19 protein-coding genes are annotated in these 16190 nt (G+C 64.0%); 13 read left to right on the forward strand and 6 right to left on the reverse strand.

Translation table 11 applies throughout. From position 1 onward, the window contains the following. Positions 1–59: 59 nt before the first annotated feature. Both NTH_RS07990 and NTH_RS07995 read right to left on the reverse strand, forming a co-directional pair. Positions 60–977 (reverse strand): site-specific tyrosine recombinase XerD, encoded by a 918-nt coding sequence (locus NTH_RS07990; protein WP_338529521.1) that lies wholly within the window; start codon positions 975–977, stop codon positions 60–62. After that, positions 977–1120: a histidine kinase gene (locus NTH_RS07995; RefSeq protein WP_338529522.1), complete on the reverse strand. Its 144-nt coding sequence runs from the start codon at positions 1118–1120 to the stop codon at positions 977–979. The genes NTH_RS07990 and NTH_RS07995 overlap by 1 nt, the downstream gene beginning before the upstream one ends. A gap of 170 nt (positions 1121–1290) precedes the next feature. Between NTH_RS07995 and NTH_RS08000 the strand changes: the two genes are divergently transcribed. From NTH_RS08000 to NTH_RS08010, 3 genes are read left to right on the forward strand one after another with little or no spacing between them, the layout of a single operon-like run. Further along, complete coding sequence (locus NTH_RS08000; protein ID WP_338529523.1) at positions 1291–1881, forward strand: shikimate kinase; 591 nt, start codon at positions 1291–1293, stop codon at positions 1879–1881. Between the two features lie 7 nt (positions 1882–1888). Next, positions 1889–3016, forward strand: a complete 1128-nt coding sequence (aroB, locus tag NTH_RS08005) for a 3-dehydroquinate synthase (protein ID WP_338529524.1) — start codon at positions 1889–1891, stop codon at positions 3014–3016. Further along, positions 3013–4278, forward strand: a complete 1266-nt coding sequence (locus tag NTH_RS08010) for an HlyC/CorC family transporter (RefSeq protein WP_338529525.1) — start codon at positions 3013–3015, stop codon at positions 4276–4278. Before aroB ends, NTH_RS08010 begins: the two co-directional genes overlap by 4 nt. A gap of 2 nt (positions 4279–4280) precedes the next feature. Here NTH_RS08010 and NTH_RS08015 read toward each other — a convergent pair whose 3' ends face one another. Further along, the gene (locus tag NTH_RS08015; protein ID WP_338529526.1) at positions 4281–4583 is read right to left on the reverse strand and encodes a BolA family protein; all 303 of its coding nucleotides are present in this window, start codon (positions 4581–4583) and stop codon (positions 4281–4283) included. A 242-nt stretch (positions 4584–4825) separates the two neighbouring features. On the opposite strand from NTH_RS08015, the gene NTH_RS08020 reads away from it, so the two are divergent. The 6 genes from NTH_RS08020 (at position 4826) to NTH_RS08045 (ending at position 10454) form a co-directional block, all read left to right on the forward strand. Continuing rightward, positions 4826–5446 carry a J domain-containing protein gene (locus tag NTH_RS08020; protein WP_338529527.1) on the forward strand — a complete coding sequence of 207 codons (621 nt, stop codon included), beginning with the start codon at positions 4826–4828 and terminating at the stop codon, positions 5444–5446. A gap of 155 nt (positions 5447–5601) precedes the next feature. Next, positions 5602–6588 (forward strand): cobaltochelatase subunit CobS, encoded by a 987-nt coding sequence (cobS, locus tag NTH_RS08025; protein ID WP_338529528.1) that lies wholly within the window; start codon positions 5602–5604, stop codon positions 6586–6588. Between the two features lie 52 nt (positions 6589–6640). Beyond that, positions 6641–6988, forward strand: a complete 348-nt coding sequence (locus NTH_RS08030; protein ID WP_338529529.1) for a GFA family protein — start codon at positions 6641–6643, stop codon at positions 6986–6988. Between the two features lie 25 nt (positions 6989–7013). Beyond that, positions 7014–8906 (forward strand): cobaltochelatase subunit CobT, encoded by a 1893-nt coding sequence (gene cobT, locus NTH_RS08035; RefSeq protein WP_338529530.1) that lies wholly within the window; start codon positions 7014–7016, stop codon positions 8904–8906. Beyond that, positions 8896–9924 carry an esterase-like activity of phytase family protein gene (locus NTH_RS08040; protein WP_422392364.1) on the forward strand — a complete coding sequence of 343 codons (1029 nt, stop codon included), beginning with the start codon at positions 8896–8898 and terminating at the stop codon, positions 9922–9924. Before cobT ends, NTH_RS08040 begins: the two co-directional genes overlap by 11 nt. A 50-nt stretch (positions 9925–9974) precedes the next feature. Continuing rightward, positions 9975–10454 (forward strand): DUF2059 domain-containing protein, encoded by a 480-nt coding sequence (locus tag NTH_RS08045; RefSeq protein ID WP_338529531.1) that lies wholly within the window; start codon positions 9975–9977, stop codon positions 10452–10454. A 129-nt stretch (positions 10455–10583) separates the two neighbouring features. Here the strand turns inward: NTH_RS08045 and NTH_RS08050 are convergent, their stop codons facing one another. Both NTH_RS08050 and rpmB read right to left on the reverse strand, forming a co-directional pair. After that, a complete protein-coding gene (locus NTH_RS08050; protein WP_338529532.1) occupies positions 10584–11204 on the reverse strand; it encodes a VUT family protein in 621 nt (206 codons plus the stop codon). A gap of 62 nt (positions 11205–11266) precedes the next feature. Then, positions 11267–11563: a 50S ribosomal protein L28 gene (gene rpmB / locus NTH_RS08055; protein WP_338531836.1), complete on the reverse strand. Its 297-nt coding sequence runs from the start codon at positions 11561–11563 to the stop codon at positions 11267–11269. 226 nt (positions 11564–11789) lie between these two features. Between rpmB and NTH_RS08060 the strand changes: the two genes are divergently transcribed. Next, positions 11790–12548 (forward strand): DUF3108 domain-containing protein, encoded by a 759-nt coding sequence (locus tag NTH_RS08060; protein ID WP_338529533.1) that lies wholly within the window; start codon positions 11790–11792, stop codon positions 12546–12548. Between the two features lie 11 nt (positions 12549–12559). Then, positions 12560–13453, forward strand: coding sequence for a DMT family transporter (locus NTH_RS08065; RefSeq protein WP_338529534.1), 894 nt, complete (start codon positions 12560–12562; stop codon positions 13451–13453). A gap of 18 nt (positions 13454–13471) precedes the next feature. Here the strand turns inward: NTH_RS08065 and gloB are convergent, their stop codons facing one another. Next, on the reverse strand, positions 13472–14239 hold the full coding sequence (gene gloB, locus NTH_RS08070; protein ID WP_338529535.1) for a hydroxyacylglutathione hydrolase: 768 nt from the start codon (positions 14237–14239) through the stop codon (positions 13472–13474). 114 nt (positions 14240–14353) lie between these two features. On the opposite strand from gloB, the gene NTH_RS08075 reads away from it, so the two are divergent. Together NTH_RS08075 and NTH_RS08080 are read left to right on the forward strand one after the other, a co-directional pair. After that, positions 14354–15115: a class I SAM-dependent methyltransferase gene (locus NTH_RS08075; protein WP_338529536.1), complete on the forward strand. Its 762-nt coding sequence runs from the start codon at positions 14354–14356 to the stop codon at positions 15113–15115. A gap of 1 nt (position 15116) precedes the next feature. Continuing rightward, on the forward strand, positions 15117–16184 hold the full coding sequence (locus tag NTH_RS08080) for an NAD(P)H-dependent flavin oxidoreductase (RefSeq protein WP_338529537.1): 1068 nt from the start codon (positions 15117–15119) through the stop codon (positions 16182–16184). Positions 16185–16190: the final 6 nt, after the last annotated feature.

The raw sequence follows: 16190 nt of genomic DNA on the forward strand, positions 1-16190 counted from the left end.
CTTCTGCCCTCTGAAGGGCAAGCCGCCCTGAATGCTGGCCTCACATAGCGGGCATCGGCCTAATCGGCAAGCGGGTGGTGATTCTGGACCAGCTCCTGCAGCCTCTTTTCCAGCACATGCGTATAGATCTGCGTAGTCGAAATGTCGGAATGGCCCAGAAGCTGCTGCACCGCCCGCAGGTCGGCTCCATTCTGCAGAAGATGGCTGGCAAACGCATGGCGCAGCACATGCGGCGACACCTTGGCGCTCGCAATGCCGGTCCGGGCGGCAAGGCCCTTCAGTTCGCGCGCGAAGACCTGGCGGGGAAGGAAGCCGCTTTCCGAGCGTGCGGGAAACAGCCACGGGCTCTCCGCCGCCGCATTGTCGAGCGCCCGCTCCGCCAGCCACAGCCGCACCGCCTCGCGCGCCTTAGACGACAGCGGCACCAGCCGCTCCTTGCCGCCCTTGCCCTTGACGGAAAAGACCCGCTCATCCCGCTGCGCCACCCGCACAGGCAGGCTGACCAGTTCGGAGACGCGCATGCCGGAGGCATAGAGCACCTCGAGCAGCGTGTGCAGGCGCTGCGCGGTGAAGCGCTCGGGCGAACCGCGCTCCGCCTCGGCCACCTCCTCCTCGGCACGGCGCAGCAGCCGGCCGACCTCATCCTCCGCCAGCGTCTTGGGCAGTGGCCTAGCCTTTTTCGGGCTGTCGAGCACGCCGGTGGGATCGTCGCCCCGAAGCCCCTCGGCATAGAGGAACTTGAAGAACTGGCGCAGCGAGGACAGCTTCCGCGCCTGGGTGGAAGCCGTGTAGCTGCGCCGCGCCAAATCGGAAAGCCAGCCGCGGATAGCGGCCGCATCCGCCGTGGCCAATTCGCCGCCCATATGTTCGTCGGCATCTTCCAAGTCGCGGCGATAGGAAGATAGCGTGTTGTCGCTCGCGCCGCGCTCTGCGGCCATCATCTCGAGGAACGCCTCGATCCGTGCGCCGCTTGGCATCAGCGCTTGAGCCGCTCGGGGGGAACCCGCACGCTCATTTCCGCCTGTTTCGGTTCGACGAAGGTGACAAGGGCGAACATGGCTCCATAGACGAGGCCCACAAGGATGGCGATAACCGTCAGCAATCGAAACAGCGTCGGCATCCAGCGTCCTTCATTCTCCAAGCCCTGCTCGGTTATGAATGGGCCATTCCCGCAATGCAAGCCCGCGCTGCCCGTGCTTCCCCCTATTCTCGCCGCAATGACATTTGCTTGACGCGGGGCGGCTTTTCATGTCGAAACCGGCCCCAAACGCCAAACCGATGGCTCGGGGAATGACAGCAATCGACAACTCACCCGCGCAGGACATTCCCGCCCTGGTCGCCAGGCTGGGGCGGCGCAGCATCGTGTTCGTGGGCCTGATGGGCGCGGGCAAGACTGTCATCGGGCGCAAGGTGGCCGCGGCGCTGGACCTTCCCTTCATCGACAGCGATCACGAGATCGAGCGCGTGTCGCGCATGAGCGTGCCCGAACTCTTCTCCAAATATGGCGAGGCCGAATTCCGCTCGCTGGAGCGCCGGGTTCTCTCGCGCCTGCTCAAGCAGGGGCCGCAGGTGCTCTCCACCGGCGGCGGCGCCTTCATGAGCGAGCGAACGCGAAAGGCCATCGCCCGCAGCGGCGTCTCGGTCTGGCTGAAAGCCGACCTTGAGACGCTGATGCACCGGGTCACAAAGCGCCAGAACCGGCCGCTGCTCAACACGCAAGACCCGCGCGCCGTCATGCAGCGCCTTATGGACCTGCGCTATCCCGTCTATGAACAGGCCAGCATCGTTGTGCGCACCCGGGACGAACCGAAGGAGGTGATCGCCGCCGAGGTGATCAGCGGCCTCGTGGACCATTTCAAGAAACACCCGGATGAAGGATGAGCGGCGGATGAGCACTGAAACAGAAGCCCCGGTCGTCGTTTCCGTCGACCTTGGCGCCCGCTCGTACGACATCGTCATCGGCCCCGCCATTCTCGGCTCCGCAGGCGTGGAGATCGCAAGGCGCATCCCCGGCACCCGCGCCGCCATCGTCACCGATGCCAATGTCGCCGCCGCCCACCTGCGCACGCTGCGCGATGCCCTGTCGGCGGCAGGCATCGGCCACGAGGTGGTCACCATCGCGCCCGGCGAGAAAAGCAAGAGCTTCGCCACGCTGCAGGATACGGTGGATGCCATCCTGGCCGCCCGGCTGGAGCGGGGCGACACGGTGATCGCGCTCGGCGGCGGAGTGGTCGGCGATCTGGCCGGCTTCGCCGCCGCCATCGTGCGGCGGGGCATGAACTTCGTGCAGGCTCCGACCTCGCTGCTGGCGCAGGTGGATTCTTCCGTCGGCGGCAAGACAGGCATCAACACCGGCCATGGCAAGAACCTCGTCGGCGTCTTTCACCAGCCGAGGCTGGTATTGGCCGATACGGCGGCGCTCGACACCCTCCCTCCCCGCGAGTTCCGTGCCGGCTATGCCGAAATGGCCAAATACGGGCTCATCGACCGGCCGGAGTTCTTTGCCTGGCTGGAGAACAACTGGAAGGACATATTCGCCGGCGGCGCGGCCCGCGTGGAGGCGATAGCCCGGTCCTGCCGCGCCAAGGCCGATGTCGTCGCGCGCGACGAGCACGAGGTCGGCGACCGCGCCCTCCTCAATCTGGGCCACACATTCGGCCACGCGCTCGAGGCCGCTACCTGCTACGACAGCGCCCGCCTCGTCCATGGCGAGGGCGTGGCGATCGGAATGGCGCTGGCGCACCGCTTCTCCGCCCGCCTCAATCTTGCAAGTCCCGACGATGCCGAACGCGTGGAGGCGCATTTGCGCGAGGTCGGACTGCCGACGCGGCTTTCCGACGTACCGGGCGGCTTGCCTGACGCCGAAGCCCTGCTGGCCTATATTGCGCAGGACAAGAAGGTTGCGCGTGGCGCGCTAACCTTCATTCTGACCAGGGGGATCGGCCAGGCTTTCATCGCGAAGGATGTCCCCATCTCGCAAGTGCTATCGTTTCTCGAGGAGAATCTCGCCCCATGACAGCCGAAACCCTCATAACCATCGGCGTGATTGGCTTCCTTATCTTCATGTCCTTCCTGTTTTCGGGAACCGAGACCGGCATGACCGCCGTCTCCCGGGCGCGGCTGCATACGCTTGAAAGCAGCGGCGACCTGCGCGCCGGGCTCGTCGCCCGCCTGATCGGCCGCCGCGACAGGCTGGTGGGCGCGCTGCTGATCGGCAACAACCTCGTCAATATCCTGGCCTCCGCGCTCGCCACCAGCCTGTTCCTCTCGCTCTTCGGAGAGGCCGGTGTATTTTATGCAACGATCGTCATGACTGCGTTGCTGGTGATCTTCGCCGAAATCCTGCCCAAGTCCTGGGCGCTGGCGAAGCCGGAGCAGTTCGCGCTCTTCGTGGCACCGTTCGCGCGGCTCGTGGTGCTGCTGTTCGGCTTTCTTTCCTCGGCGGCCAACGCCTTCGTGCGCGTGCTGCTGGCAATCTTCGGCGTCAATCTTTCGAGCGACACCTTCATGCTTTCGGCCCATGAGGAGCTGCGCGGCACCGTCGAGGTGCTTCACCGCGAGGGGGGCGTGGTCAAACAGGACCGCGACCGCGTCGGTGGCCTGCTCGACCTGCACGAGCTGGAAGTCTCCGACGTCATGATCCACCGCACCAACATGCGTTCGGTAAACGCGGCGGACGATCCTGAGATCGTGGTGCGCGAGATCCTGCGTAGCCCTTATACCCGTATACCGGTATGGCGCGATTCGACGGAGAATATCGTCGGGGTGGTTCACGCAAAGGATCTGCTGCGCGCGCTCAACGATGTCGACAACGACGCGAGCCGCATCGACATCATGAAGGTCGCATCAAAGCCCTGGTTCGTGCCGGACACCACGACGCTGCAGGATCAGCTCAACGCCTTCCTGCGGCGCAAGGCCCATATCGCCATTGTCGTCGACGAGTATGGCGAGGTGGAAGGGCTGGTGACGCTGGAAGACATCATCGAGGAAATCGTCGGCGACATCTCCGATGAGCACGATATCGAAGTGCAGGGCGTCAAGCAGGAGGCCGACGGCTCGGTGGTGGTCGAAGGCTCCGTGCCCATCCGCGACCTTAACCGCGCGCTCGACTGGAACCTGCCCGACGAGGAAGCCACGACGATAGCCGGTCTCGTGATCCACGAGACCCAGACCATCCCGGAGGAGAAACAGGCCTTCACCTTCTTCGGCAAGCGCTTCATCGTCATGAAACGCGACAAGAACCGTATCACCCGCCTGCGCATCAGGCCGGTAGAGTGAATTCACCACCGCGTCTTTTCGCCCGGCGCGGCGGGCTCGATGGCGAGCGCATGCAGTCCGGCCTTCAGTTCGTCGGCCAGCGCCGCATTCACGGCCCGATGCCGCTCGACGCGGCTCATCCCGTCGAAGACGGGACTGACGATGCGCACGCGGAAGTGGGTCTCGCCGCTGCCGTCGAACGTTTCCTGGCGGCCGCCCTCGGTGTGGTGATGCCCTGCGTGAAGATGGCTCTCATTGATGACGGTCAGCCTTTCGGGCGAAAAGGCCGCCGCGAGCTTCTGTTCGATTGCGGAATGTATGGACAAATCAGTTACCTCGCACCATATGGATATCGATCCCTCATATAGTCACTTGCTATAGCATCTTGCAGTCAGGTGGAATCGCCTGACCTTCCACACAATGCGGAAATGAGCAGGGAGATGGGGCGCCTTTATGCGTCCAGAAGGACGTATGGCCGCCCGATGTCGACGCTGCGCAGAATGTCAATTCTTGTTTCGTTTTGAGCAGGCGTCATAATCACAGCTGATTTGCATTTGATGGACCGGGAATGAAACTGAACTCGAAATATTTCGAGAAGATCCGCATCCGCCCCGAAAGGCCTGCGGATGCCGACGCGCATGCGCCGCGCTGCCAGTGGGACGGCTGTGAGGAAGCGGGGACCCATCGTGCGCCGGTGGGCCGTCACAAGGAGGGGGAGTATTTCCGGTTCTGTTTCCAGCACGTGCGGGAATACAACAAGGGCTACAACTACTTCTCCGGCCTCAAGGACACCGATATCGCCCGCTTTCAGAAGGAGGCGCTGACCGGCCACCGGCCCACCTGGAAAGTCGGGTCCACGGGCCAGGCGCGCGCTTCGGGCGATTTCGCGCCTTTCCGCTCCGGCCATGCCGCCTACCACAAGCGCATGGGCGATCCGTTCAATCTGTTCGGCGGGGACGCGGCACGGGCCCGCGAACCCGTGAAGAAGCGCCTTCGCCCGCTTGAGGCCAAGGCGCTTGAAACCTTGGGCCTGAGCGCGGAAGCGACTGGCGCGGACATAAAGGCGCGCTATAAAGCCCTGGTGAAGCGCCATCACCCGGACGCCAATGGTGGCGACAGGGGATCGGAAGCGCGTTTTCGCGACGTGCTGCAGGCCTACCGTCTGTTAAAGCAGGCAGGTTTCTGCTAGCTCCGTCCCCTGCGCGTGAACGATCTGGACCTTTGGCCGTTTTTCGAAGGTTAGCTGCGCCTTTCCGGGCGCTGGGTCGCACGCCCATTGTGAGGCGGAAACGCTTCAATCGTTGATTAGCGGCACGGGCGAGAGCGCCCTGCGCTGGAGGTATGATGAACAAGATAGACCGCGATATCGCCAATCTTCCCGATACCACCGTCTCGGTGAAGGATACGTTCGGCTTCGAATCCGACATGGTCGTGCCGGCTTATTCTGCGGCGGATCCGCATGTGCCCGATATCGATCCCGACTATCTCTTCGACAAGCAGACCACGATGGCGATCCTGGCGGGCTTTGCCTATAACCGCCGCGTCATGGTCTCGGGCTATCACGGCACGGGCAAGTCCACCCATATCGAGCAGGTGGCGGCCCGGTTGAACTGGCCCTGCGTGCGCATCAATCTCGACAGCCATGTCTCCCGCATAGATCTCGTCGGCAAGGACGCGATCGTCGTCAAGGAAGGCATGCAGGTCACCGAGTTTCGCGACGGTATCCTGCCCTGGGCCTATCAGCACAACGTTGCCCTCGTGTTCGACGAATACGATGCCGGCCGTCCCGACGTGATGTTCGTCATCCAGCGCGTGCTGGAATCCTCGGGCCGCCTGACGCTGCTCGACCAGAGCCGCGTCATCCGTCCGCATCCTGCCTTCCGCCTCTTCTCCACCGCCAACACGGTGGGGCTGGGCGATACGACCGGCCTTTATCACGGCACTCAGCAGATCAATCAGGCGCAGATGGACCGCTGGTCCATCGTCACGACGCTCAATTACCTGCCACATGATGACGAGGTCGCCATCGTGCAGGCCAAGGCCAAGCATTACCAGAACGAGAAGGGCCGCGAGATTGTCGGCCGCATGGTGCGCGTGGCCGATATGACGCGTTCGGCCTTCATGAATGGCGACCTTTCCACCGTCATGAGCCCGCGCACGGTGATCATGTGGGCCGAGAACGCCGAGATCTTCGGCGATGTCGGCTTCGCCTTCCGGCTGACCTTCCTCAACAAGTGCGACGAGTTGGAGCGCGCCATCGTGGCGGAGTTCTATCAGCGTGCTTTCGGCGAGGAATTGCCCGAATCGGCCGCCAATGTGGTGCTGAGCTAGAGGCAATACTCAGCAATAAGCGCTGAGCAGTGCCTAACAGGAGGAAGGTGGAATGGCATATCAAGGCGGCTGTCATTGCGGTAAGGTGGGCTTCAGCGTTGAGATCGACCTTTCCAGCCCCATCACCTGCAATTGCTCGTACTGCTCGAAACGGGGCAGCATCCTCGCCTTCACTCCGGCTGAGAACTTCGTTCTCGAACGAGGCGGTGAAGACGTTACCGAATACCGCTTCAACACCAAGACCATTGCGCATCTCTTTTGCCAGACCTGCGGCATTGAATCGTTTGCGCGCGGCACAATGCCGGACGGCACGAAAATGGCGGCGGTGAATATTCGTTGTCTGGAGGGCGTCGATCTCTACGCAATCGAGCCCCGGCAGTTTGACGGAAGATCGCGCTAGACAGGAAACTTGCAGGAAAACTTGAATGCCAGGCCCCGGCGACAACACACGCAACCGACCAAACACGGTCACCGATACGGACGCCTTCAAGCGCGCCCTGTCGACTTGCGTGCGCGCCATAGCTGGCGACCACGACCTGGAGGTCTCGTTCACCAAGGACAAGCCCGCCCTTTCCGGCAACCGCGCGCGCCTGCCCGAGGTTCCCAGGAAGCCGACCTCCGAGAGCCTCCAGATCACGCGCGGTCTGGGCGATTCCATGGCGTTGCGCCGAGCCTGCCACGACGTTCGCCTCCACAGCCGCCTCGCCCCCCAGGGCCAGCAGGCCCGCGCCATCTATGACGCTGTCGAGCAAGCCCGCGTGGAAGCCATCGGCGCACGCACCATGCAGGGCGTGTCGGACAATCTGGCAGCCATGCTGGAGGACAAATACGCCCGCGCGAACCTGGCCGAGGTGACCGACCGCGCCGACGCCCCGCTGGAGGAGGCCGTCGCGCTTCTGGTGCGTGAGAAGCTGACCGGCCGCAAGGCCCCCAGGAGCGGCGAACGGCTGGTCGATGTCTGGCGCGACTGGGTGGAGGATAAGGCCGGCGGCGACCTTGAGGCGCTGCTGCCCAATATCGACAACCAAGATGCCTTCGCCCGCGCCGTCCGCGATCTTCTCGGCGCCATGGAGATGGGCGAAGAGCTGGAGGAAGACGACCAGACCGAGCAAAACGAGGACGACAGCGATCAGCCGCAGGGCGAGGAATCCTCCGAGGAAGGCGGCGAGGACGATTCGGAGGGGGAAAGGTCCCAGGCCGAGGAGTCCGATGCCGCAAGCGATGACAACGAAGCCGGCGAAAGCGACGCCGCCGAGACTACCGCCGAGGACGTCATGGACGACGACCTCGACAACGAGACGCCTGGCGAGGCCAGGCGCCCCGAGAGCGCCTTCGACCAAGCCGCCAACGAGATCGACTATCGCGTCTTCACCACCGAATTCGACGAGATGGTGGGCGCGGAGGAGCTTTGCGACGAGGAAGAACTCGACCGCCTGCGCGCCTTCCTGGACAAGCAGCTCGCCAATCTGCAGGGTGTCGTCGGGCGCCTGGCAAACCGGCTCCAGCGCCGCCTCATGGCCCAGCAGAACCGCTCTTGGGATTTCGATCTCGAGGAAGGCGTGCTTGACACGGCCCGCCTCGTGCGTCTTGTCATCGACCCCATGCAACCGCTTTCCTTCAAGCAGGAGCGAGACACCAATTTCCGCGACACCGTCGTCACGCTGCTGATCGACAATTCGGGCTCCATGCGCGGCCGGCCGATTTCCGTCGCCGCCACCTGTGCCGATATCCTCGCCCGCACGCTGGAGCGTTGCGGTGTGCGCGTGGAAATCCTCGGCTTCACCACCCGCGCCTGGAAAGGGGGGCAGGCGCGCGAGAAATGGCTGAAGGAGGGAAAGCCGGCAACGCCCGGCCGGCTCAACGATCTGCGCCACATCATCTACAAATCCGCCGACGCCCCATGGCGCCGCGCCCGCCGCAATCTCGGCCTGATGATGCGGGAAGGGCTGCTCAAGGAGAATATCGACGGCGAGGCGCTCCTGTGGGCACATCAGCGCCTGATGGCCCGGCCGGAGCAGCGCAAGATCCTGATGATGATCTCGGACGGCGCGCCGGTCGATGATTCCACCCTTTCGGTCAATCCCGGCAACTATCTGGAGCGCCACCTGCGCGGGATCATCGAGCTGATAGAGACGCGCTCGCCGGTCGAGCTCTTAGCCATCGGCATCGGCCATGACGTCACGCGCTACTACCGCCGCGCCGTCACCATTGTGGACGCCGAGGAATTGGCCGGAGCCATGACCGAACAGCTTGCCTCGCTCTTTGAAGACGAAGCGCAGCGCCCCGGCAGGCCGCGGCGGACCCGCCGTGCGGGATAGAATCGCGTTCCGGCGCGCCTTGCGCCTGTCAGGCTGGCTGGCCTTCGCTCTTCTCCTCGCGCTCTCCCCGATCCGGGCCCAGCAAGGCGCGGGCGAGAGGCTGGAGATCGCGGCACGCCCCATTTCCAATTTTCGCATCGGCTCCAGCCAGACCCGCTTCGGACCGCTCGAATTCACAGGCGGGCTGGAAATGACTGCCTCCAACCGCAGTTTCGGCGCGCTATCCTCCGTCCGCTTCCTTGATGCGGGAACGCGGTTGATCGGCGTGGCCGACACCGGCTTCTGGTTCTCAGGCAGCCTGGAACATGACAAGCAAGGCCGCCCCGCCGCCATCGCCGATTTCACCATGGTCCCGATGCGCGATCCGGACGGACGCACCGGCCATAAATGGACCACCGATGCTGAGGCGCTGGCCGTGCGCGGATCCCAGGCGACGGTCGGCTTCGAGCGGGTGCACCGGGTTGCCGTCTTCGCACTCGAGGAAAAGGCGGAACCAGGCCCTCTGCTGGGCGAGCGCGACTTCCTGGTTCCGCCCCATGAGCTGCGCTCCAACCGGGGTTTCGAGACCCTCGCCTTCGCGCCGGAAGACGGCCCGCTGGCAGGCGCGCTGGTCGCCGTCACCGAACACAGCATCGATAAGGCCGGCAATATTTTCGCCGCCGTTCTGGACGGGCCCCGGAAAGGTGTCTTCACGGTGGTGCGTTCGGATGACTTCGACATCACCGACGGCGCCTTCCTCCCCGATGGCGACCTGCTTTTACTGGAACGCCGCTTCTCCATGGCCGCCGGCGTGGCCATGCGGCTGCGCCGCATCGAGGCCGGAAGCATAGCGCCTGGGTCCATAGCCGACGGCCCGGTGCTGCTCGAAGCCGACATGGCCTACCAGATAGACAATATGGAAGCCTTGGATGTGTGGCAGCGACAGGACGGCGCGACGATGGTGTCGCTGATGTCCGACGACAACCACTCGATACTGCAGCGCAATCTCTATCTTGAGTTTCGCTTACTGGATGAGTAGAATGATCGAATATTGAATTTGCTGTTCTGAAAATTGTTATCGGATATAATATGAAGAGTGTATCGTTAGTACTTATTCTGGCATCCGTGACTTTCTCGAATCCATCGCTTGCGGAATCCCGCGAGGAAAGACTGGCCGCAGCGCAGGAATACATTTTGGTATCCCTCGAAGAGATGGATGTCCCTGCTCTGGTTCGAGTGATGTGGAAGCCTATTGCTGACCAATCTGAAAGCAGAGGAACCCCATTGGATGACGAGCAGATTGCCGCTCTGGATTCGCTTTACCAGCAGACCTTTGCGGATGCCTTGGAGAATCTGCTGCGGTCGCAGGACGAGACAATGGCCGACCTGTTCACGCTGAAGGAGATCGAGGCGCTGGCGGCTTTTTACGCAACGCCGGAAGGTCGTGCGGTTATGAGGAAAATGCCTGAACTGGCTCAAGCCCAACAAACGGAAATCCAGAGCCTGATTGCCGGTGGCATGGCGCTAATCCAGCCGCGAGTAAAGGCGATCCTGCGCGGCGATAAATAGAGCCGGACAGGCCACCGAAGGGCCGCAGGAACCGTCCTTGGTCACGATCCCGATTTTCGAAAAGCACGATGCGTGGATTCAAAGTGCTAGCGCGCCGTGCGTCCCAAATGGACGCGCGGCGCTCTAGGATCAGGCTTCCGCCGGCCGCAGCACGGTGATCAGCACACCATAGGGCACGAGCATCGCCAGCCCCACGAGCAGCTTTACGCCGAGATCGCCCAGCGCCAGCGACACCCACAACGGCACTTCCGCGCCAAACCCCAGCAGCGGCACGGCGAAGGCAAGGGACCCGTCCTGCAGTCCCAACCCCGTATCGAGAAAGGAAAACCGGGCGGCGAAGGCGAGCGAGAAAAAAAGAGCTGTGTCCACCGCCGAGCCGACCAGCGAGGAGACCAGCGGCGCGCGCCACCAGACGCCATGGCGCAGCCGATCGAACACGGCGATGTCCAGCAATTGCGCGACCAGAAAGGCCGTGCCCGAGGCGATGGCGATGCGCGGGCTCGCAAGCCACACGGACAGAAGCACAGCCAGCACGAAGCCGACCAGCACGACGCGCCGCGCCGCTTCCGGCCCGAAACGGCGGTTGCTCAGATCGGTGACGAGGAACGCGGCGGGATAAGTGAAAGCGCCCCAGGTGAGGATTTCGCCCAGGCCCAGATGCTGAAACGGAAACTGCACGAGGAAGTTGGAGGCGGCGACGATGGCCGTCATGGTGGCCACAAACGGCCAGACTGCATAAATGCGCGTCATTTTTTTATCCTGGGTAATGGAACCAGCGGGCGGGATCAGGATCCCGCCCTCGATCGGATCGTTCAGGCCGCTGTCTGCTCGGAGAGCTTCTTGGCGATCTGCTTCTTGAGAAGGCGCGCGCGCTGGGACAACTCGTTCGACTTGGCTTTCAACAGGAAAGCATCGAGGCCGCCGCGGTGCTCAACCGTGCGCAGCGCATTCGCCGAAACGCGCAGGCGGTAATTCTGGCCGAGCGCCTCGGACATCAGCGTGACGTTGCATAGATTGGGAAGGAAACGCCGACGGGTGCGGTTGTTGGCGTGGCTCACATTGTTGCCGCTCATCACGGCCTTGCCGGTCAGTTCACAAGCGCGGGACATATTTTCTACCTTATCTTTCGGACCATACCAGTCTGCCGCACCCGAAGGTTGGCGCGCGGTAAATTTGGCGGCCTCGTGGAAATTCGCCGTTCCATTAGAGGTAAAAGGCCGGAAGGTCAAGCGCGGGCGGCTGGGTGGAATGCCGCGCGGCACCCAATTATTGCCGGAATTGCGGTGATCAACGTGGACAAGGCAACGGCGGCGAGACCGCACGGAGACCGCTGAGATGAAACAGACCGTCAGTTTCGCCCTGGGAGCGATCCTGCTGCTGGGAACCGGCTCCGCCGGCGCGGAGCAGAATTCCTACCGCGTGCGCTATGACGCCTCCCTGTTCGGGCTGCCGATTGGGCGGGCCGTTTTCGAAACGAATTTCAACGGTAGTTCCTTTGCCATTTCCGGAAATTTCGCCAGCGCCGGCATCGCCCGCCTGTTCGACCGCACGGACGGCGCGGTGACCGTCACCGGACGGATCGGCCAGAACTCCAGCCAGCCGCAGACCTATGTGCTGAACTACCGAAGCGGCGACAAACGCAAGCGCACGACCGTAACCTTTTCGGGCGGCACGGTGGAGCGCACGAAAAACGAGCCGGCGCCGGAGAAGCGGGGCGACGATTGGGTGCCCGTCGAGAAGGAGCATTTGAGCGGCGTTGCAGACCCGCTTTCCGCGGCGCTGCTGCCGGCTGCCGATGTCGCGAGCGTGTGCAACCGGACGATGAGGGTCTATGACGGGGAAATACGCGCCGACCTCGTGCTGAGCCCCGCCTCCGCCAGGGAGGCGTTCGGCGACATGGCCGTCACCTGCCGCGCGAAATTCGTTCCCGTCGCCGGCTACCGCAAGAACCATTCCTCCATAAAGTTCCTGCGCGACAAGGCACGCATCCTCGTCGGGTTCAACCGGGTCGAAGGACGGGATCTTTATTCACCGGCCCAGGCGACCATTGCCACCAAGGTCGGAACGGTGCACATCAGGGCGAAACCGATCTGAGGGTGGGGAAGATGGCGCGCGCGACGCTGGTGGGCTTTTCGGCCGTTGTGATGTGGGCCTTGCTGGCGCTGTTCACGGCCGCGTCGGGCAAAGTGCCGCCCTTTCTCCTGTCTGCCCTCGCCTTCACCGTCGCCACCGCGATAGGCATCGCCATGCGGCTTCTGACAAAGAGCCAGGCGCCTGCCGCGCCCGTCCCGCCCATGGTCTGGCTGGTGGGAATCGGTGGGCTGTTCGGCTATCATTTCTTCTACTTCACCGCCCTCAGGAACGCGCCGGCCGTCGAGGCCAGCCTGATCGCCTATCTATGGCCGCTTCTGATCGTCCTCGGCTCGGCCCTGATGCCGGGCGAGCGCCTGGGCTGGCACCACGTTGCCGGCGCGTTTCTAGGCCTTGCCGGCACCTTCCTCATCATCACCAAGGGCGGCGGCTTCACCTTCGAGAGCCGCTATGCCCTCGGCTACGCCGCCGCCGGGGCCTGCGCGTTGTTCTGGTCCAGCTATTCCCTGCTTTCCCGCAGGTTCCAGGCCGTGCCGACCAGCATGGTGACCTGGTATTGCGCCGGCACCGCGATCCTTTCGGCCCTTTGCCATATATTGCTGGAGGAAACCGTCTGGCCGGCCTCGCCCGGTGAGTGGCTGGCGATTGCAGGGCTTGGCCTTTTGCCGGTGGGGGCCGCCTTCTTTGCCTGGGACTACGGGGTCAAGCGCGGCAACATTCAGGTGCTGGGCGCCGCCAGCTATGCCGCTCCGCTCCTTTCCACGCTGATCCTGATCGGCGCCGGCGCGGCGGAGGCGACGACCAACATCCTCGCCGCCTGTCTGCTGATCACCGGCGGCGCGGCGCTCGCCGCCAAGAATATGATATCCGGGAACGGCAGCAAGCGGCCCGACGCGGCAAAGGCCTAACCGTTCATGCCGTGCCCTTCACGAAACGTCTTTCCGCTTCCTGATCTCGGCGAAGACCTCCTCATCGCTGGCGTGCTGCATGCCGAGGTTCCGGCGGATCACCGGGTCGTGCCAGCGCAGGAACGGGTTGGTCGCCATTTCTTTCCCCATAGTGGTCGGCAGCGTCGGCTTGCCCTCCGCGCACAGGATACCGATCTGCGCCGCACGCTCCTTCAGCGCCGAATTCGTAGGGTCCACGGTCAGCGCGAAGCGCGCATTGGTCTCGGTATATTCGTGCCCGCAATAGACGACCGTCTCCAGCGGCAGCGCGGCCAGCTTGCTGAGCGACGCGAACATCACCGGCGGCTTACATTCGAACAGCCGCCCACAGCCGAGCGCGAACAACGTATCGCCGACAAAGACGATGCCGGCATCGGCGAAATGATAGGTGACATGGCCGGCCGTGTGGCCCGGCGTCTCGATGACGCGCGCCGCCTGCTTTCCCACCATCACGGTGTCGCCTTCCTCCACAGTGCGGTCGATGCCCGGAATGCGGTCCGCTTCGCGCGCCGGTCCGACAATGGTCAGGCCGAAGCGTTCCTTGAGCGCGAGATTGGCAGCCACGTGGTCCTGGTGGTGATGGGTGGTCAGGATCATCGTCGGGCGCCAGCCGGTGCGCTCTATGGCACTTAGTATGGCGCTTTCCTCCGGCGCATCGATGATGGCCGTCTCGCCTGTTTGCGCATCCCGCGCAAGAACGCCGAAATTGTCGCTCCGGCACATGAACTGCTCGATCTCCAGCGTCATCGAATTCCTCCGTTTCCAGCGCAACGATAGGGGGCGGCCATCCCATTGTCGCCCCTGTGATCGCCACAAATTGATTTCTTGTCTTGGCCGCAAACGGCCCGTACCGTCCACCCCATGATTTCGGATATAGTGGATCTCAAGGCATTTTACGCGACACTGCTCGGCCGCTTCGCGGAGCGTTCCATCTCGATGGCGCTGTCCACCCTGTGGTCCAAGCTGCCCGAGGAAAGGCTGATGGGCCTTGGCTACACGCTGCCCTGGCTCGACCGGTTTGCCACCGACGCGGAACGGACCTTCGCCTTCATGCCGGCGCGGCAGGGCGCGGTGACGTGGCCGGCCGGCAAGCCATCGGCGACAGCCCTCGTTCTGGAGGACGAGCTGCCGCTTGCCGACGCCGCGCTCGACCGGGTTCTGCTGGTGCATGCGCTGGAACATACGGAAAATCCCCGCCAGGCCCTACTCGAAATATGGCGCGTACTGGCCCCGGGCGGGCGGCTCGTCATCGTGGTGCCGAACCGGCGCGGCATGTGGGCCCGTTTCGAGCACACGCCCTTTGGCACCGGCCGCCCCTATTCGCGCGCCCAGCTCGTCGAGTTGCTGCGTACGGCCAATTTCACGCCCGCCCGCTGGGCCGATGCGCTGCATTTTCCGCCGGCGGAGCGGCGGTGGGTCATGCGGTTTCACCGCTGGCTGGAACACGCCGGACGCCGCTTCTGGCCGTTGTTCGCCGGGGTGCTCGTGGTGGAAGCTGAAAAGCGGCTCTACCAAGGGCTGCCAGCGATGGCGCGGCGCAGCCGCCGCGTGCTGATGCCGGTGTTCACGCCCCAAGGCGCGACTATGGGCGGGTGGAACGGCAGGAAATCGACGGGAGGATGACATGTGGCGCGACAGGCGAATTCTTGATCTCTTCGACATAAGGGAGCCGCTGCTTCTGGCGCCCATGGCAGGTTCGGCGGGCAGCGAGCTGGCAATAGCGGTGATCGAGGCCGGAGGGCTGGGCGCGCTGCCTTGCGCTATGCTCTCGCCGGAGCAGATCCGCAACGAACTCGGCATTATCCGCCAGCGCGCCTCGGGCCCGGTCAATCTCAATTTCTTCTGCCACGTGCCGCCCGAACCGAATGCCGAGCGCGAGACTGCTTGGCGCCGGCGCCTGGCCGGCTATTACCGTGAATTCGGCCTCGACCCCGATGCCGCGCCGGCAGGGGCCGGCCGCAACCCCTTTAGCGAGGAAAGCTGCGCGATCGTCGAGGAATACCGGCCGGAGGTCGTCAGCTTCCATTTCGGCCTGCCCGAGCCCCGGCTGATGGAGCGCGTGCGGTCTACGGGCGCCAGGATCATAGCCTCGGCCACCACCGTCGCCGAGGCGCGCTACCTGGAGGAACACGGCTGCGACGCCATCATCGCCCAGGGGGCGGAGGCTGGCGGCCACCGCGGCATCTTCCTGGAAAGCGATGTCTCCACGCAGCCTGGCACGCTGGCGCTCGTGCCGCAGGTCGTGGATGCGGTCTCGGTGCCGGTCATCGCCGCCGGCGGCATATCGGACGGGCGCGGCATCGCTGCCGCCTTCATGCTGGGTGCATCGGCAGTGCAGGTCGGCACCGCCTATCTGCAATGCCCGGAGGCACTGACGGGCGCGCCGCACCGTGAGGCGCTGTCCAAGGCCCGCGACGACCGCACGGCGCTGACGAATGTCTTCACTGGACGTCCCGCCCGCGGGCTTCTGAACCGCATCGTTTCTGAAGTCGGCCCGATGAGCGCCGACGCTCCCGAATTCCCCCTCGCCACCGCGGCCATCATGCCGCTGCGCAAAGCGGCCGAGGAAAAGGGCTCCGGCGACTTCTCGCCCTTGTGGGCCGGTCAGGCCGCCTCGCTTGCCCGCCCTGGGCCGGCGAGTGAAATGACGCGCAACATGCTGAGCGAGGCCAAGGCATTGCTCTATATCTGAGTTGGA

The sequence above is a fragment of the Nitratireductor thuwali genome (genome assembly GCF_036621415.1).
Classification (GTDB): domain Bacteria; phylum Pseudomonadota; class Alphaproteobacteria; order Rhizobiales; family Rhizobiaceae; genus Chelativorans; species Chelativorans thuwali.

Excerpts from the sequence above, each read along its gene's own strand:
- NTH_RS07990 (WP_338529521.1), bottom strand. The coding sequence starts at position 977 with ATGCCAAGCGGCGCACGGATCGAGGCGTTCCTCGAGATGATGGCCGCA.
- NTH_RS07995 (WP_338529522.1), bottom strand. The coding sequence starts at position 1,120 with ATGCCGACGCTGTTTCGATTGCTGACGGTTATCGCCATCCTTGTGGGC.
- NTH_RS08000 (WP_338529523.1), top strand. The coding sequence starts at position 1,291 with ATGACAGCAATCGACAACTCACCCGCGCAGGACATTCCCGCCCTGGTC.
- aroB (WP_338529524.1), top strand. The coding sequence starts at position 1,889 with ATGAGCACTGAAACAGAAGCCCCGGTCGTCGTTTCCGTCGACCTTGGC.
- NTH_RS08010 (WP_338529525.1), top strand. The coding sequence starts at position 3,013 with ATGACAGCCGAAACCCTCATAACCATCGGCGTGATTGGCTTCCTTATC.
- NTH_RS08020 (WP_338529527.1), top strand. The coding sequence starts at position 4,826 with ATGAAACTGAACTCGAAATATTTCGAGAAGATCCGCATCCGCCCCGAA.
- cobS (WP_338529528.1), top strand. The coding sequence starts at position 5,602 with ATGAACAAGATAGACCGCGATATCGCCAATCTTCCCGATACCACCGTC.
- NTH_RS08030 (WP_338529529.1), top strand. The coding sequence starts at position 6,641 with ATGGCATATCAAGGCGGCTGTCATTGCGGTAAGGTGGGCTTCAGCGTT.
- cobT (WP_338529530.1), top strand. The coding sequence starts at position 7,014 with ATGCCAGGCCCCGGCGACAACACACGCAACCGACCAAACACGGTCACC.
- NTH_RS08045 (WP_338529531.1), top strand. The coding sequence starts at position 9,975 with ATGAAGAGTGTATCGTTAGTACTTATTCTGGCATCCGTGACTTTCTCG.
- NTH_RS08050 (WP_338529532.1), bottom strand. The coding sequence starts at position 11,204 with ATGACGCGCATTTATGCAGTCTGGCCGTTTGTGGCCACCATGACGGCC.
- rpmB (WP_338531836.1), bottom strand. The coding sequence starts at position 11,563 with ATGTCCCGCGCTTGTGAACTGACCGGCAAGGCCGTGATGAGCGGCAAC.
- NTH_RS08060 (WP_338529533.1), top strand. The coding sequence starts at position 11,790 with ATGAAACAGACCGTCAGTTTCGCCCTGGGAGCGATCCTGCTGCTGGGA.
- NTH_RS08065 (WP_338529534.1), top strand. The coding sequence starts at position 12,560 with ATGGCGCGCGCGACGCTGGTGGGCTTTTCGGCCGTTGTGATGTGGGCC.
- gloB (WP_338529535.1), bottom strand. The coding sequence starts at position 14,239 with ATGACGCTGGAGATCGAGCAGTTCATGTGCCGGAGCGACAATTTCGGC.
- NTH_RS08075 (WP_338529536.1), top strand. The coding sequence starts at position 14,354 with ATGATTTCGGATATAGTGGATCTCAAGGCATTTTACGCGACACTGCTC.
- NTH_RS08080 (WP_338529537.1), top strand. The coding sequence starts at position 15,117 with ATGTGGCGCGACAGGCGAATTCTTGATCTCTTCGACATAAGGGAGCCG.